At 73.7% G+C, this 14,322-nt stretch carries 14 protein-coding genes; 5 read left to right on the top strand and 9 right to left on the bottom strand.

Annotation, left to right across the window (positions count from 1 at the left end):
- Positions 1-4: 4 nt before the first annotated feature.
- Positions 5-1,384 (top strand): FAD-binding oxidoreductase, encoded by a 1,380-nt coding sequence (locus tag HA073_RS23005; protein WP_166457290.1) that lies wholly within the window; start codon positions 5-7, stop codon positions 1,382-1,384.
- A 100-nt stretch (positions 1,385-1,484) separates the two neighbouring features.
- Here HA073_RS23005 and HA073_RS23000 read toward each other — a convergent pair whose 3' ends face one another.
- On the bottom strand, positions 1,485-1,859 hold the full coding sequence (locus HA073_RS23000; protein WP_043326466.1) for a DUF3499 domain-containing protein: 375 nt from the start codon (positions 1,857-1,859) through the stop codon (positions 1,485-1,487).
- Positions 1,860-2,012: 153 nt separating this feature from the next.
- Here HA073_RS23000 and HA073_RS22995 point away from each other — a divergent pair, with 153 nt between their 5' ends.
- Complete coding sequence (locus tag HA073_RS22995; RefSeq protein WP_018787548.1) at positions 2,013-2,462, top strand: metallopeptidase family protein; 450 nt, start codon at positions 2,013-2,015, stop codon at positions 2,460-2,462.
- Between the two features lie 82 nt (positions 2,463-2,544).
- Here HA073_RS22995 and HA073_RS22990 read toward each other — a convergent pair whose 3' ends face one another.
- The 6 genes from HA073_RS22990 to HA073_RS22965 all read right to left on the bottom strand — a co-directional run bounded on the left by HA073_RS22990 (position 2,545) and on the right by HA073_RS22965 (position 9,172).
- Positions 2,545-2,805 carry a WhiB family transcriptional regulator gene (locus HA073_RS22990; RefSeq protein ID WP_013284161.1) on the bottom strand — a complete coding sequence of 87 codons (261 nt, stop codon included), beginning with the start codon at positions 2,803-2,805 and terminating at the stop codon, positions 2,545-2,547.
- 460 nt (positions 2,806-3,265) lie between these two features.
- Complete coding sequence (locus tag HA073_RS22985; RefSeq protein ID WP_043326469.1) at positions 3,266-3,604, bottom strand: hypothetical protein; 339 nt, start codon at positions 3,602-3,604, stop codon at positions 3,266-3,268.
- Between the two features lie 12 nt (positions 3,605-3,616).
- Positions 3,617-5,014, bottom strand: coding sequence for a DUF4331 domain-containing protein (locus HA073_RS22980; RefSeq protein ID WP_166457250.1), 1,398 nt, complete (start codon positions 5,012-5,014; stop codon positions 3,617-3,619).
- A gap of 73 nt (positions 5,015-5,087) precedes the next feature.
- Positions 5,088-5,384, bottom strand: coding sequence for a hypothetical protein (locus HA073_RS22975; RefSeq protein WP_030501355.1), 297 nt, complete (start codon positions 5,382-5,384; stop codon positions 5,088-5,090).
- A gap of 153 nt (positions 5,385-5,537) precedes the next feature.
- The gene (locus HA073_RS22970) at positions 5,538-8,063 is read right to left on the bottom strand and encodes a bifunctional FO biosynthesis protein CofGH (RefSeq protein ID WP_166457249.1); all 2,526 of its coding nucleotides are present in this window, start codon (positions 8,061-8,063) and stop codon (positions 5,538-5,540) included.
- A 158-nt stretch (positions 8,064-8,221) separates the two neighbouring features.
- The gene (locus HA073_RS22965; RefSeq protein WP_043326476.1) at positions 8,222-9,172 is read right to left on the bottom strand and encodes a hypothetical protein; all 951 of its coding nucleotides are present in this window, start codon (positions 9,170-9,172) and stop codon (positions 8,222-8,224) included.
- Positions 9,173-9,270: 98 nt separating this feature from the next.
- Here HA073_RS22965 and cofD point away from each other — a divergent pair, with 98 nt between their 5' ends.
- Together cofD and HA073_RS22955 are read left to right on the top strand one after the other, a co-directional pair.
- Positions 9,271-10,218 (top strand): 2-phospho-L-lactate transferase, encoded by a 948-nt coding sequence (gene cofD, locus HA073_RS30745; protein ID WP_069087435.1) that lies wholly within the window; start codon positions 9,271-9,273, stop codon positions 10,216-10,218.
- Positions 10,215-11,300, top strand: a complete 1,086-nt coding sequence (locus HA073_RS22955; RefSeq protein WP_069087434.1) for a coenzyme F420-0:L-glutamate ligase — start codon at positions 10,215-10,217, stop codon at positions 11,298-11,300. Before cofD ends, HA073_RS22955 begins: the two co-directional genes overlap by 4 nt.
- 16 nt (positions 11,301-11,316) lie before the next feature.
- Here the strand turns inward: HA073_RS22955 and HA073_RS22950 are convergent, their stop codons facing one another.
- The gene (locus tag HA073_RS22950) at positions 11,317-12,306 is read right to left on the bottom strand and encodes a helix-turn-helix transcriptional regulator (protein ID WP_043326482.1); all 990 of its coding nucleotides are present in this window, start codon (positions 12,304-12,306) and stop codon (positions 11,317-11,319) included.
- 298 nt (positions 12,307-12,604) lie between these two features.
- On the opposite strand from HA073_RS22950, the gene HA073_RS22945 reads away from it, so the two are divergent.
- Positions 12,605-13,180, top strand: coding sequence for an NUDIX hydrolase (locus HA073_RS22945; protein WP_064447703.1), 576 nt, complete (start codon positions 12,605-12,607; stop codon positions 13,178-13,180).
- A 28-nt stretch (positions 13,181-13,208) separates the two neighbouring features.
- Here the strand turns inward: HA073_RS22945 and HA073_RS22940 are convergent, their stop codons facing one another.
- Complete coding sequence (locus HA073_RS22940) at positions 13,209-14,300, bottom strand: mannose-1-phosphate guanylyltransferase (protein ID WP_043330633.1); 1,092 nt, start codon at positions 14,298-14,300, stop codon at positions 13,209-13,211.
- Between the last annotated feature and the right edge of the window lie 22 nt (positions 14,301-14,322).

The following is a 14,322-nucleotide window of genomic DNA, read 5'->3' as shown; positions in this document are numbered from 1 at the left end:
GCCGATGACCGGTTACCGGCACCTCTCGTACTGGCTGTCCAGCCTGGACGAGCCGCTGACACCGCGACCCGGGTTGCCCGGCGACACGGACGCCGACGTGGCGATCGTGGGCGCCGGGTACACCGGGCTGTGGACGGCGTACTACCTGGCCGAGGCCGACCCCACGTTGCGCGTCGTCGTGCTGGAGCGGGAGATCGCCGGGTACGGCGCATCCGGGCGCAACGGCGGCTGGTGCTCGGCGCTGTTCCCCACCTCGCTGCCGGCGCTGGCCCGACGCCACGGCCGGGACCGCGCGCTCGCCCTGCAACGGGCCATGCACGACACGGTCGGCGAGGTGGGGCGGGTTGCCGCCGCCGAGGGCATCGACTGCGACTGGCGGGCCGGCGGCACGGTGACGCTGGCGCGCAGCGAGGTCCAGCTCGCCCGGGCCCGCGCCGAGGTCGACCAGGCCCACGCGCACGGGCTCACCGACGACGACCTGACGCTGCTGGACGCCGCCGAGGCCGCCGCGCGGTGCGACGCCGAGGGGGTACGCGGCGGCACGTACACCCCGCACTGCGCCGCCGTGCACCCGGCGAAGCTGGTCCGGGGCCTGGCGCGGGCGGTGGAGCGCCGGGGCGTACGCATCCACGAGCGCACCCCGGTGACCGCGCTGCGGCCGGGCGCGGCGGTGACACCGGCGGGCGTGGTCCGGGTGCCGGTGGTGGTCCGCGCGACCGAGGGCTACACGCCCGGGCTACCCGGCCAGCGGCGCACGGTGGCGCCCGTCTACTCGCTGATGGTGGCCACCCCGCCGCTGCCCGAGGAGACGTGGGCGCGGATCGGGCTGGCGGAGCGGGAGACGTTCTCCGACTACCGGCACGTCATCGTGTACGGCCAGCGCACCGCCGACGGCCGGCTCGCGTTCGGCGGGCGGGGCGCGCCCTACCACTACGCCTCCCGGGTGCGGCCGGGCTTCGACCGGGAGCCGCGGGTGTTCGCGGCGCTGCGCCGGACGCTCGGGGAACTGTTCCCGGTGCTCGGGCCGGACGTGCCGGTGACGCACGCCTGGGGCGGGCCGCTCGGCGTGGCCCGGGACTGGGCCGCGTCGGTGGGGCTGGACCGCCGCACCGGGCTCGCCTGGGCCGGCGGGTACGTCGGTGACGGAGTGGGCACCAGCAACCTCGCCGGTCGTACGCTGGCCGACCTGATCCGCGGCGTGGAGACCGACCTCACGGCACTTCCCTGGGTGGGCCACCGCTCCCCGCGCTGGGAACCGGAGCCGCTGCGCTGGCTGGCGATGAACGCCGGCCTGAGGATCATGTCCTCAGCCGACCACACCGAGCACCGTACGTCCCGCACGTCCCGCCGAGCCGATCTCTTCAACCGCTTCCTGGGCCACTGACCCCGGGTTCCCAATCCGTTGATCAAGGAGTTTGTGTCTTCCGGACACGGTTTCCTTGACACAAACTCCTTGATCAACGCGCGGAGGCCGGCGGAGGGGGTCAGTGGTGGGGTGGGATGACCCGGAGGTGGCCCCGGCGGCCCTGCTGGTGGGGGGCCTGGGGCTTGGTGGTGGGTTCGTCCTCGGGGGGACGGGGCGGGGCGGGGCGGGCGGCCTCACGGACCGCCTCGGCCAGCGCCACCAGGTCGTCGGTGGTGGGCGGCGGCGGCTCGAACTCACCCTCGTGCCGCACCACGTCCCAGCCGCGCGGGGCGGTCAGGCTGCGGGCGTGCGGCTCACACAGGTCGTACGTGTGCGGTTCGGCGAACGCGGCGAGCGGGCCCACCACCGCCGTCGACTCGTTGTAGACATAGGTCAATGTGGCGACCGCTTGCCGGGGGCAGCCGTTACGGGAGCAGCGCCGTGGTGACCTCACGGCGGCAGGGTATCCCCATTACCGGGTCCGGCGCACCGCTTCGCGTTACGACACGCCCGTCATGGTGATCACAATTCCTCCGATCGGCTCCCCGGCGCGCCGGACAGCCGCGCGGCGACGGGTGGACCGCCACCCCGGGCTACCCTGTCCGTCATGACGAGCCCGCAGAACCGCCGCCCCGGCTCCGGCCGGCGCACCCACCGTGACCGGCACGGTCGCGGGCTGCGCGGGCGGCTGGTGCCGGCCACCGTCCCGCTGGCCCGGACGAAGGCCGAGGTCTTCGACGACCTGGTGCTCGACACGGTGGAGACGCTCGAACGCCGGTTCGCCAAGGAGCTGGCCGGGGTGGAGTTCGCGGTCGAGGACGTCCCGCCGGATCTGAACGTCTACGACTCGGACGTGCTGGAGGACGGCGAGGTGCCGCTCGCCCGGCTGCTGCCCGGGCGGCCCGGCCGCCAGGAGGTGCCGCCCCGGATCGTGCTCTACCGGCGGCCGCTGGAGTTCCGCGCGATGGACCGCGAGGACCTCGCCGACCTGGTGCACGACGTGATCATCGAGCAGGTGGCGAATCTGCTCGGGGTGGACCCGGACGAGCTGGCCTGACGCCGCCACCCGGCCGGCCCCCGCCGGCCGGACAGCGACCCGGGCCCGGGCGGCCCCCACCGCCCGTCGGCCCGTACGTGGATCAGGCGGCGACCCGCCGCTTGAGCTTGCGCCGCTCCCGCTCGGAGAGGCCACCCCAGATTCCGAACCGCTCGTCGTGGCCGAGCGCGTACTCCAGGCATTCCGTCTTCACTTCGCACCGCGAGCAGATGCGCTTCGCCTCGCGGGTCGAGCCGCCCTTCTCGGGAAAGAACGCCTCCGGGTCGGTCTGCGAGCAGAGCGCCCGCTCCTGCCACTCCGGCGCGTTCCCGAGCAGGTCGGCCACCTCGAGCTGGCCGTCCATCGATTGCCTCCTTGTCGCGCACCGGCGTCATTCGCCGCTGCAACCCCCCACGCGAAAGGCGTGCCTGTCCGTACGGTCACCATTTGTTGCGTTCCGTGCGAACAACCCCATTCAAATTACACGCGTGTAATGCGTGCGCCGTCAAGCCAAACTTGATAATGGAGTCGCCCTCCCGACACGTCCGGGACGACCGCCGCGGCCGCCCGTAGCCTCGCAACCTGCCCTATCGATTCAGACCCCGGACGAGTAACGCCCTCCCCGGCGAGTTGCCGGAAGTTTTCTGCCGTGGCGCACCGCCGGCGGGCCGGCCGGACGCCCCCGCCGGCCGCTCGTACCAAGATCAGAATTGGTGGGCCAAAGGGTAACGCGCTCGTTGCGGTACCGCCCGCCGAGCCGTCCAACGCCGACTGCGCCCCGTCCACCATGTGGACAGGGCGCAGGCGTCGGCGCGGTCGCCGGTTCAGTCCACCCGGGCGGGTGAGCTGGTCGGCCAGACGAATTCGGCGATACACCCACCGGTAACAGAGATCGCGCCGGCCGATGTGTTCTCGTCCCACCAGACGGTATAGACACCCGCCTCCAGGTCCGGGTAGACGGCACTGTGGAAGACCCCGTCCAGGACGTGCCGCTCGCGTACCGCGGAGTGGGTCCGCGGGCTGTCGAGGTCCGCCCGGCTGATCTCGATTTCCCGGCCGTGCAGGTCCCGGCCGGTGTGGATGATCAGCGCGCCGCGGTCGCCGCCGAGGTCGAGCACGACGCTGCCGACCTCCGACGGGCCGAGATCGTGATGGTGTGACATCCGCGTCTCCCGTCAGGACTTCTTCGCCTGCGGGTTGCCGAACCCGTCGTACGGTGTGCCGAGGAACGGGAAGTCGGCCAGGAACGGCGCGGTGACGTCGGCCGCGCTCAGACCCGGCGTGACCGCCGCGGCGGCGGCGTCCGGGCGGAACGTCTTGTCGACAAGTGGCACGGTCAGTCCCGCGATGGCACGCAGCGCGATCGTCACCACGTCGTCGGCGACGCGACGGCCGTTCGGGTAACCGGCCAGGTCGCCGCCGAGCACGCCGAACCGGTCCGGTGTGCGGCTGGGCCGGATCGCCGTGTTCAGCCGCAGCATGTCCGCCTGGACGTCGCCGGTGGTGTTGGCGAAGCCGTCGATCAGTCCGGCCGGGATTCCGGTGAGCAGGATCGCCACCAGGTCGGCGCGCGGCTTCTTGGACTTGTTCAGCGCGTCCAGATTTCCGAACACGCCCGGGTACAGCGCCGGCAGCAGCGCGGCCAGCTCGGGCCGCTCGACGAACCCGGCGAAGCGCTTGTCCTCCGACGGCGGCAGCGTGTTCCAGACGTCCTTCCTGGACATCGGCACGATGACCTCGTTGAACAACGGGTTACCGAGCCGCGACACCTGGGTGAACGGGCCGGCGGCGGTGTCCGCGGAGACCCGGTCGCCGAGCACCCGGACCTGCTGGCGGGACGCGCTGGTCCACACCCCGATGGTCGAGGCGCGGTCGGCCACGCCGTAGCGGGCGGCCTTACGGCGCACCTGGTTCAGCGGCACCTGCACGGCGAGGCTGTGCACGTTCAGCCGGTCCAGCGCGTTAACCGGCTCACCCTCGGCCTGGAACAGCTTCTTGCCGGCCACGTGCAGCTGCTGGAACGGCCGCAGCGTGCCCAGGTCGAACACCGCGCCCAGGTCGACGAAGAAGCCGTCGGCACGCTGGCCGGCGAACACCTTCTCGCCGGTGGACAGCTTGAACGTCGCCTGGCGTACCAGGTTCTGGTACTTCGGGGTGGACAGCGGCCCGACGTTGCAGGGCGGGCAGGGCAGCTTGTGCGCCAGCACCCGCGCGCGGCCGTCGGCGATCCGGGTCAGCCGGTAGAACTGCCGCCGGTTCCAGTTCTTGCTCTCCAGCGACTCGATCGGCCCGGTGTTGTAGAGAAAGCTGTTCTGGTTCGTGATCTCCGTGGTGAATTCGAAACGATAGGTGACGTCCGGATTACCGTCGCCGTCGTTGTCGATGTGAATCTCGTACCGGACGTCGTCGCCGAACTCGAAGAAGTTCGGGCCGCCGGAGGGAAGTTGCAGCGGCACGTAGTTGGCGATCAACGTGACCGTGTCCGGCTGGCTCGGCGTGACGAACGCGTACAGGTCGGAACTGTCGGCGACCGGATCCTTGGCGATCTCCGGGGCCTCGCGGTGAGAGGACATGGCGGACGCACCTTCGTCGGGAGAACGGAAGACGGAACCGGCGCCGGGAGCCCACGCCGGTGGAGGGGTGGGATCAGCGCCGGCCGGCGGCGCGCACCAGGCGGTCGGCCAGACCGCGGTCGCGGATCTCGACCCTTGTCGTACCGACGAAGACGTCGATCGCGCCGGTGGCGGCGTCGCGGAGGTGAGCCACGATCGGCTCGTCGCGCCGGCTCGCCGTGGGGGAGTTCTGCGCGGCGGACAGGCCCGGCACGGTGAGGGCGGCGGCGCCCAGCGTCGCGCTCGCCGCGGCGGTGAGCGTCTGCCTGCGGGTCAACCGCGGCCAGGTCCGCCGTTTCTTCGGCGCGTCGGTGGTCTCGTCAGTGCTCATCGGCAACCTTTCCGGACCGGCGCCGCAGCGCCGCAACGGGCCCGGGACGCCCGGACACCGCCGGGCCCCGGTTCTGGGGTCACCGGCGGCGGTCCTCGCCGAAACCGCCGCCGGCATCCACAGGTACGGCAGGCGACGGGGAAAGGTTCGACCTCAGGCGCCGGCGTGACCGTACGCGGTCGTCCGCTTGCGGAACGGGCGGCCCGCGGCGGTGGCGATGGCCCGCAACTGCTCCTCGGTACGGGCCGAGCCGTTGCCCGAGCCGGCCATCCGGGAGATGGTCTCCTCCATCAGCGTGCCGCCGAGGTCGTTGCAGCCGCCACGCAGCATCGCCACCGTGCCCTCGTCGCCGAGCTTCACCCAGGAGCACTGGATGTTGCCGATCCGCCCGTGCAGCAGCAACCGGGCCATCGCGTGCACCGCCCGGTTCTCCCGCCACGTCGGACCCGGGCGGGCGATGCCGGCCAGGTAGATCGGCGCGTTCGTGTGCACGAACGGCAGCGCCACGAACTCGGTGAAGCCGCCGGTACGGTCCTGCACCCCGGCCAGCACCCGGAAGTGGGCCAGCCACTGGCCCGGGTGGTCGACGTGGCCGTACATCATCGTGGAGCTGGACCGGATGCCCAGCTCGTGCGCCGTGCTCACCACCTCGACCCAGGCGGCGGCCGGCAGCTTGCCCTTGGTGAGCACCCAGCGCACGTCGTCGTCGAGGATCTCCGCGGCGGTGCCCGGGATGGTGTCCAGCCCGGCCTCGCGGAGCTGGAGCAGCCACTCCCGCACCGGCACGCCGGCCTTCGCGGCGGCGGTGACGATCTCCATCGGGGAGAACGCGTGCACGTGCATGCCCGGCACCCGCTCCTTGATCGCCCGGACGATGTCGGCGTAGCCGGTGACCGGCATCTTCGGGTCGATGCCGCCCTGAAGGCAGACCTCGGTCGCGCCGGCCGTCCACGCCTCCTCGGCCCGGTCGGCGACCTGTTCCAGGGACAGCCGGAACGCGTCGGCGTCGCTCTCCCGCTGGGCGAACGCGCAGAACCGGCACCCCACGTAGCAGACGTTCGTGAAGTTGATGTTCCGGTTCACCACGTACGTCACGTCGTCACCCACCGCGTCCCGGCGCGCGTCGTCGGCGAGCCGGCACAACTCGTCCAGCGCCGGGCCGTCCGCGCCGAACAGCGCCAGCGCCTTCGCCTCGTGCGCCGGCGTCAGCAGCGCGGCCGGGTCGTCCGCGGCCAGCCGCAGGCCCGCGCGCAGGTCGGCGTCCGCGCCACCGGCAAGGGGTACGCCCGCGCGCGCCTGCGGCGCCACCTTGCCGGCTACCTCGGCCCAGTCGCCGTACACGCTGTCGAAGTCGCCCCGCCGGTCCTCGGTGCGGCCGGTGACGTCGATGGTGGCGTGCAGGTCGGTCCGGCCGCCGTAGGTCTCCTCCGGCTCCTGCCAGGGCTGCCCCACCGGGCGGGCCTCCTCGACGGCGAGCCCGGTGGCCGGGTCGGCGAGCGCCGTGACGTGCGGCAGCAGGCGCGGGTCCAGCCACGGGCCGCCCGCGCGGACGTACTCCGGGTAGACGGTCAGCCGCTCGCGCAGCGTGAACCCGGCACTCGCGGTACGCGCCGCCAGCTCCTCCAGGTGCGGCCAGGGGCGCTCCGGGTTGACGTGGTCGGGCGTGACCGGGGAGACGCCGCCCCAGTCGTCGATGCCGGCGCGCAGCAGCAGGTCGTACTCGCCCGCGATCAGGTTCGGCGGAGCCTGGATGCGGGCCTTCGGGCCGAGCAGCACCCTGGCCACCGCCACGGTGGCGGCCAGGTCGTGCAGCTCCGCGTCCGGCATGCCGCGCATCGCCGTGTCCGGCTTGGCGCGGAAGTTCTGCACGATCACCTCCTGGAGGTGGCCGTACTCCCGCATCGCGCGGCGGATCGCGAAGATCGCGTCGGCCCGCTCGGCCCGGTTCTCGCCGATGCCGATCAGGATGCCGGTGGTGAACGGCACCCCGACCCGGCCGGCGTCGTCGAGCACCCGCAGGCGGACCGCCGGCTCCTTGTCCGGTGAGCCGTAGTGCGGGCCGCCCGGCTCGGACCAGAGCCGGGTGGCGGTGGTCTCCAGCATCATGCCCATGCTCGGCGCGACCGGCTTGAGCCGCTGCAGCTCCGACCAGGAGAGCACGCCCGGGTTGAGGTGGGGCAGCAGGCCGGTCTCCTCCAGCACCGCCACCGCGCAGGCGCGCAGGTAGTCCAGCGTCGAGTCGTACCCCCGCTCGTCCAGCCACCGGCGGGCCGCCGGCCACCGCTCCTCCGGCCGGTCGCCGAGCGTGAACAGCGCCTCCTTGCAGCCCTGCGCGGCGCCCTCGCGGGCGATCGCCAGCACCTCGTCGCGCTCCAGGTAGGCGGCGGGCAGCCGGTGCGGCACGGTCGCGAACGTGCAGTAGTGGCAGCGGTCCCGGCAGAGCCGGGTCAGCGGGATGAAGACCTTCTTCGAGTACGTGACCACGCCCGGCCGCCCGGCGTCGCGCAGCCCGGCGTCGCGGACCTCACCGGCGATCCGGAGCAGTTCGTCGAGCATCTGCCCGCGCGCGGCGAGCAGCGCGCCGGCCTCGTCGGCGTCGAGCGCCCGGCCGGTGGCGGCCCGTCCCAGCGCCCGCCGGACGCTCGCCTCGGTCGGTTCGGGGTCGCTGCGATCAACCATCCGCCCAGCCTATGCGCTGCCGGGCGACAGGCCGCCCGCGCCCGCTCGCGGTCCGGGCAACGGGACGGCCCGCGTGGCCCGCCTCACAGCGGGCCGGCGCGGGCCGTCGGGAGCCTGCCGTCGGGCGGGCGACGGCGCTCCGTCGCCCGCCGCGCGGCTCAGCGGGGCTGGTTCGGGTCCTCGCGGTCGAACCGCTGGGTGCGCTCGTCGTCGGCGGCGGGCGTCGACGCGCCCGGTTCGGCGGACTGGCGCGGGATCGCCTGCGTCGGATCGGCCGACGGCGGCTGGCCGAACGGCGGCGCGGACTGCGGCGAGCCGTACTGCGGCGCCTGCTGCGGACCGGCGAACGGCGAGCCGGCCTGCGGGGCCGACTGCGGGTCGGCGAACGGCGGGCCGGACTGCGGGGCGTGCGGCGGCGCGGTGTTGAACGGCGGCGCCGACTGCGGCTGGCCGTACTGGCCGGGCTGCTGCGGCCAGCCGGGCGGCGGCGAGCCGGCCTGCGGGTAGCCCGGGCCGGGCTGCTGCGGGTAGCCGCCCGGACCGGGGTAGCCGCCGGGCTGACCCGGCTGCTGCGGCCAGCCGGGCTGGGCCTGGCCGTACACGCCCGGCTGCGCCTTGGGCTTCGGCACGTAGTAGAGGGTGCGCCAGATCTTGAACACCACGAACGCGGCGACCGCGAAGAGCGCCAGCCAGGCAGCGCGGGTCAGCAGACCGAGGAACGCATCGAGCACCTCACCGTCGGCGAGCCGGCCGACCAGCCAGATCAGGAACGTCAGCGCGCCGAACACGGCGGACACGGCGTACTCGACCAGCGCCACCTGCGTGATCAGCTTGGCCTTCGGCACGACCGGGCGGATCACGGTGGCGATCAGGACGGCGAGCAACGGCAGGACCGTCGCCTCCAGGCCGACGAAGCTGAAGTACGTGCTTCCCGCCCGGCCGCTGAACGTGCTGTAGTCGTCGACCGGCACCAGCAGGCGCAGCAGGCCGACGAAGAGCAGCACGGCGTTGGCGCCGAGAAGGACGAGCGCGGCCAGTTCGCGCAACGGCTTGATCAACTGGCTGGCCTGCGCGGCGTCGCCGGACGCGGGCTCGGCGGGGCTGGTCACGGACTCCCCCAGGGGACGAAAGCGGACAGTTGCCGAAGTGAGCGTAGTCTCTCCGGCCACCGAGCGATCGACGGCGGCACGTGCGGAAGGATGGACGCATGCGCATCGTGGTTCTGACCGGCGGCATCGGGGGCGCCCGTTTCCTGCTCGGCGTACGGGCGTACGCCCGCGAGGTGGGCGCCGAGGTGACCGCCGTGGTGAACGTCGGCGACGATCTGCTGCTGCACGGGCTGAAGGTCTGCCCCGACCTGGACAGCGTGCTCTACACGCTCGGCGGCGGCGCCGACCCGGAACGCGGCTGGGGCCGGGTCGGCGAGACCTGGACGGTGAAGAACGAGCTGGCCGCGTACGGCGCGGAGCCGAGCTGGTTCGGTCTGGGCGACAAGGACATCGCCACCCACCTGGTCCGCACCACGATGCTCAACGCCGGCTATCCGCTGTCCCAGGTCACCGAGGCGCTGGCGGCGCGCTGGCAACCGGGCGTACGGCTGCTGCCGGCCACCGACGAGCGCCTGGAGACCCATGCCGTCGTCACCGACGAGCAGGGGCGGCGCGCGATCCACTTCCAGGAGTGGTGGGTGCGGTACCGCGCCGACGTACCCACCGACCGGTTCGTCTTCGTGGGCGCCGAAGCGGCGAAGCCCGCGCCCGGCGTGGTGGAGGCGATCGCCGCCGCGGACGTGGTGCTGATCGCGCCCAGCAACCCGGTCGTCAGCATCGCCCCGGTGCTGGCCGTGCCCGGCCTGCGCGACGCGGTGACCGGCGGGCCGGCCCCGGTGATCGGGGTGTCACCGATCATCGGCGGCGCGCCGGTACGCGGCATGGCCGACCGCTGCCTCGCCGTGCTCGGCGTGGAGTGCAGCGCGGCCGGGGTGGCCGGGCTCTACGGCGCCCGGTCCACCGGCGGGCTGCTCGACGGCTGGCTGGTGGCGCCGGAGGACGAGGGCACGGCGGTGCCGGACGTGGTGGTCCGCGCGGCGCCGCTGCGGATGACCGACGAGGCGGCGACCGCCGCGATGGTGCGCGCCGCGCTGGAGCTGATGTGAGGCTGGAGATTCTGCCGGTGCAGGGCATCGGCGACGTGACCGAGGGCGACGACCTGGCGGCGCTGATCGCCGGCGCGGCGCCGTGGCTGCGTGACGGCGACGTGCTGGTGGTCACCAGCAAGATCGTGTCGAAGGCGGAGGGCCGGCTGGTCGACGTGCCCGCCGACGGCCCGGAACGGCTCGAGGCGCGGGACCGGATCCTGGACGGCGAGACCGCCCGGGTGGTGGCGACGCGGGGCGCCACCCGGATCGTGCAGACCCACCACGGGTTCGTGATGGCCTCCGCCGGCATCGACGCGTCGAACGTGGACAAGACCCGCCTGGTGCTGTTGCCGGCCGACCCGGACGCCTCCGCGCGGGCGTTGCGTGCCGCGCTGCGCGACCGGTACGGCCTCGACGTCGCCGTGATCGTCAGCGACACCATGGGCCGCCCGTGGCGCAACGGGCTCACCGACGTGGCGCTCGGGGTGGCGGGCATGCCGGCGATCCGCGACCACCGGGGCGAGGTCGACCCGTACGGCAACGAACTGTTCGTCACCCAGATGGCGGTGGTCGACGAACTGGCCGGCGCCGGCGAGCTGATCAAGGGCAAGTGCGACCAGGTGCCGGTCGCGGTGGTCCGGGGTTATCTCGGCACCCCCCGGGACGACGACGAGGGCGCCCGGGCGCTCGTCCGCGACGCCTCGATGGACCTGTTCTCGCTCGGTACCGCCGAGGCGCGCGCCGCCGGCCTGCGGGCGGCGGCGACGCTGCCGGACCGGCCCGGGCCGGAGCCCGCCGACGCGGACGCGGTGCGGCGGGCGATCGGCTCGGTGGCCGACGTGGTAGCGCCGGGCACGACCTTCACGCACGTCACCGACGACGAGGTACGCGCCGGGCTCGCCGCCACCGTGCCCGGCTGGCCCGCCTCGGCCACCGGCCTGCTGCTCGGCGCGGCGCCGACCCCGCTCGACCCGGCGGACCTGGTCCGGTTCGGCGCGGACGTGCAACGCCTGCGCGCCGCGCTGGCCGCCGAGGGAATCGGTTCCGTCCTGCTCCCGCCCCCGGCCGGCAGCGCCGCCAGCGCCACGCTGGCGCTCTGAGACGGCCCGGCGGAGGTCAGGCGTCGAGGACGGCTCGGCCCAGCGGCGTCAGCGTGTGCAGGACGGTGTTGCGCTCGCGCTGGCTGACCAGCAGCCCGGCGTTGCGCAGCACTGTGGTGTGCTGGCTGGCCGCGGCGGCGGAGATGTGCAGCCGGCGGGCCATCTCGCCGGTCGTGCAGCCCTCGTCGGCGGCATGCAGCACCCGCGACCGGGTGCGGCCGATCAGGGCCGCGAGCGCCTCGCCCTGCGGTGACCCGGCGGCGCCGGACGCCGGGGTCAGGCCGGCCAGCCGGTCCACCGGGTAGACGAGCACCGGCGGCAGGGTCGGGTCGACGAGCGCCACCGGGGTACGCGAGCAGAAGAACGACGGGACGAGCAGCAGCCCGCGCCCGTCCAGGTGCAGTTCCCGGGTGTCCGGATAGTCGAGCACCTCCAGCACGCCGGAGTTCCACCGCATGTTCGGACGCAGGCTGGCCAGCAGCCCTTCGGCGCCGCCGTCGAGCATGGCGCGGGCACGCCGGGCCCGGTCCGCCTCGACCGCTGCCTGCACCCGGGCCCAGTACGGCGTGACGGCCAGCGACTGGTATCGCGCCATGGAGTCGGTGAGGTGGTGCAGTGTCTCCGGCTCACCCCGGGCGAGCGCCGTCGCCGAGGGCGGCAACGTGGTCTCCTCGGCGAGCCGGGTCAGGTCGCGGCGCAGCATGTCCGTAGGGGTGCCGCGGACCGCGTCCAGCCCCACCTCGAAGCCCTCCCGGCTGGCGAACGGGGTGAGGAAGTCGGGGAAGTAGCCGCGCGGCGGGTTGAGCGCGAGGAGCAGGCGGTACTGCTCGGCGTCGCTGTCGGTGCGCAGCCCGTGCGCCACGGTCCGCCGCCATGTGGTCATCATCGGGTCGCGGCTGCGCCCCTGGAGCAGGTGCAGGCTGAGAACCAGCTCCCAGAGCGGGTCCGCGCGCGGGGCGACCCGGGTCCGCAGGACGTCTTCGCCCGAGAAAACGATCTTCAACATGGAGTGCTCCCGTGCGGACGGCGGGGGTGCCCGCCACGGCTCGACTTTACCCGTCGGCAGTAATCTCCATCTTTAAGCCTGAGGTGAAAGACCTCGACGGTGAGGTGACCGGTTCGGCAAACTCTTCCTTGCCCGCCGACGCCGGGGCGCAGTCTCGACCCGGTCGCCGGCTGACGGGCGTGGCCGGGCGGCACCACGAGGGTCTGCGACATCGTCGCAGGGGTGCCGCCCGGCTTTCGCTCGTCCGCCGGTGGGTCGCCGCGCCGGCGTACCGTGGTGGCGCTCGTAGAGTGTCCGGGTGCCCGACACCGATCTCACCACGTATGCCGACCTGCACGCCGACGCCGTCGCGGCGCTGAGCCGCTGGACGGCGACCAGCCCCGCCGCCGGCGCCGCCCGGGACCGGACGCTGGCGCTGCTGGCCGACGGGCCGGCGGCGATGAGCCGGACACACCGGGCGGGGCACGTCACCGCCAGCGCGCTCGTGCTCGACCCGGACGGCCGGGTGCTGCTCTGCCTGCACGGCAAGATCCGCAGGTGGGTGCAGCTCGGCGGGCACTGCGAGCCGGGCGACCGGACGCTGGTGGCGGCCGCGCTGCGCGAGGCCACCGAGGAGTCCGGCATCGCCGGTCTGACGATCGAGCCGGAACCGATCGACGTGGACATCCACCAGGTCGCCTGCCAGGGCGGGTCGTTCCACTACGACGTCCGGTACGCGGTGCTGGCCCCGGCCGGGGCGGTCGAGCAGGTGAGCGCGGAGTCCGAGGCGCTCGGCTGGTTCCCGCCGGACCGGCTGCCCGAGCCGCTCGCCCACGCGACGGCCCAGCTGGTGCCACCGGCGCTCGCCGTGCTGGCCCGTCGCGCCGCCCGCTGACCGGAAGCGGGCGGCCGCACCGGCCGGATCAGACCAGGCCCTCCTCGCCGCGTTCCTTCAGCTCGTCCACGACCTTCTTCACGTCCTGCGCGCGGTCACGCGGGCAGACCAGCAGCGCGTCCGGGGTGTCCACCACGATCAGGTCGTGCACCCCCACGGTGGCGACGAGCCGGCCGGAGTGCGACACCACGACCGTGCCGGTGGTGTCGTGCAGCAGCACGCCCGGCTTGGCGTCGCCGCCCAGCACCACGTTGCCGGCGCCGTCGGCCGGCAGCACCTCGCCGAGCGTGTGGAAGTCACCGACGTCGTTCCAGCCGAAGTCACCCGGCACGGTGCCCACCCGGCCCGCCGTCGCCGCGCCCTCCATCACCGCGTAGTCGACCGAGATCCGGGGCAGCGTCGGCCAGACCCGGCCCAGCACGTCGTCCTGCTCCGGGGTGCCCCACGCCGCCGCGATGGCGGTGATCCCGGCGTGCAGCTCGGGCTCCTGGCGGGCCAGCTCGGCGAGGAAGACGTCCACCCGCCAGACGAACATGCTGGCGTTCCAGAGGTGCCGGCCGGAGTTGACGTAGACCTCGGCCACCTCGGCGGCCGGCTTCTCCTTGAACTCGCGTACCGGGCGCAGCGTGCCGTCCCCCACCGGGTCGCCGGTCTCCAGGTAGCCGTAGCCGGTCTCCGGGCGGGTCGGGGTGATGCCCACCGTCATCAGCAGCCCCTGCTCCGCGCCGCGGATGGCCTGCCGTACCACCTCGGCCAGCCGGGCCGGGTCGCCGATCAGGTGATCGGCGGCGAACGAGCCCATCACCGCGTCCGGCGTACGCGCGGCGATCACCGCGGCGGCCAGCGCGATCGCCGCGCAGGAGTCCCGGGGCGACGGCTCGACCAGGATGTTCTCCTCCGGCACGCCGGCCAGCTGCCGGGCCACCGCCGCGGCGTGCGCGGCCCCGGTGACCACGAGCGTGCGCTCCGGTGTGGTCAACGGCGACAACCGGTCGACAGTGGCCTGCAGAAGCGAGGCGGGGGTACCGGTCAGCGGGTGGAGGAATTTGGGATGGCCGGCACGGGACAGCGGCCACAACCGTGTGCCACTGCCACCCGCCGGGATGACGGCGTAGAACATCAGCACATCATGCCCGAAGCGG

The organism is Micromonospora sp. CMU55-4, assembly GCF_011602315.1.
GTDB classification, from domain to species: Bacteria; Actinomycetota; Actinomycetes; order Mycobacteriales; family Micromonosporaceae; genus Micromonospora; species Micromonospora chalcea.
This window is presented reverse-complemented; position numbering and strand designations above follow the sequence as displayed.

Coding starts and splice junctions, on each gene's coding strand:
- HA073_RS23005 (WP_166457290.1), top strand. CDS start 5: ATGACCGGTTACCGGCACCTCTCGTACTGGCTGTCCAGCCTGGACGAG.
- HA073_RS22995 (WP_018787548.1), top strand. CDS start 2,013: ATGACGAGCCCGCAGAACCGCCGCCCCGGCTCCGGCCGGCGCACCCAC.
- HA073_RS22990 (WP_013284161.1), bottom strand. CDS start 2,805: ATGGACGGCCAGCTCGAGGTGGCCGACCTGCTCGGGAACGCGCCGGAG.
- HA073_RS22985 (WP_043326469.1), bottom strand. CDS start 3,604: ATGTCACACCATCACGATCTCGGCCCGTCGGAGGTCGGCAGCGTCGTG.
- HA073_RS22980 (WP_166457250.1), bottom strand. CDS start 5,014: ATGTCCTCTCACCGCGAGGCCCCGGAGATCGCCAAGGATCCGGTCGCC.
- HA073_RS22975 (WP_030501355.1), bottom strand. CDS start 5,384: ATGAGCACTGACGAGACCACCGACGCGCCGAAGAAACGGCGGACCTGG.
- HA073_RS22970 (WP_166457249.1), bottom strand. CDS start 8,063: ATGGTTGATCGCAGCGACCCCGAACCGACCGAGGCGAGCGTCCGGCGG.
- cofD (WP_069087435.1), top strand. CDS start 9,271: ATGCGCATCGTGGTTCTGACCGGCGGCATCGGGGGCGCCCGTTTCCTG.
- HA073_RS22950 (WP_043326482.1), bottom strand. CDS start 12,306: ATGTTGAAGATCGTTTTCTCGGGCGAAGACGTCCTGCGGACCCGGGTC.
- HA073_RS22940 (WP_043330633.1), bottom strand. CDS start 14,300: ATGTTCTACGCCGTCATCCCGGCGGGTGGCAGTGGCACACGGTTGTGG.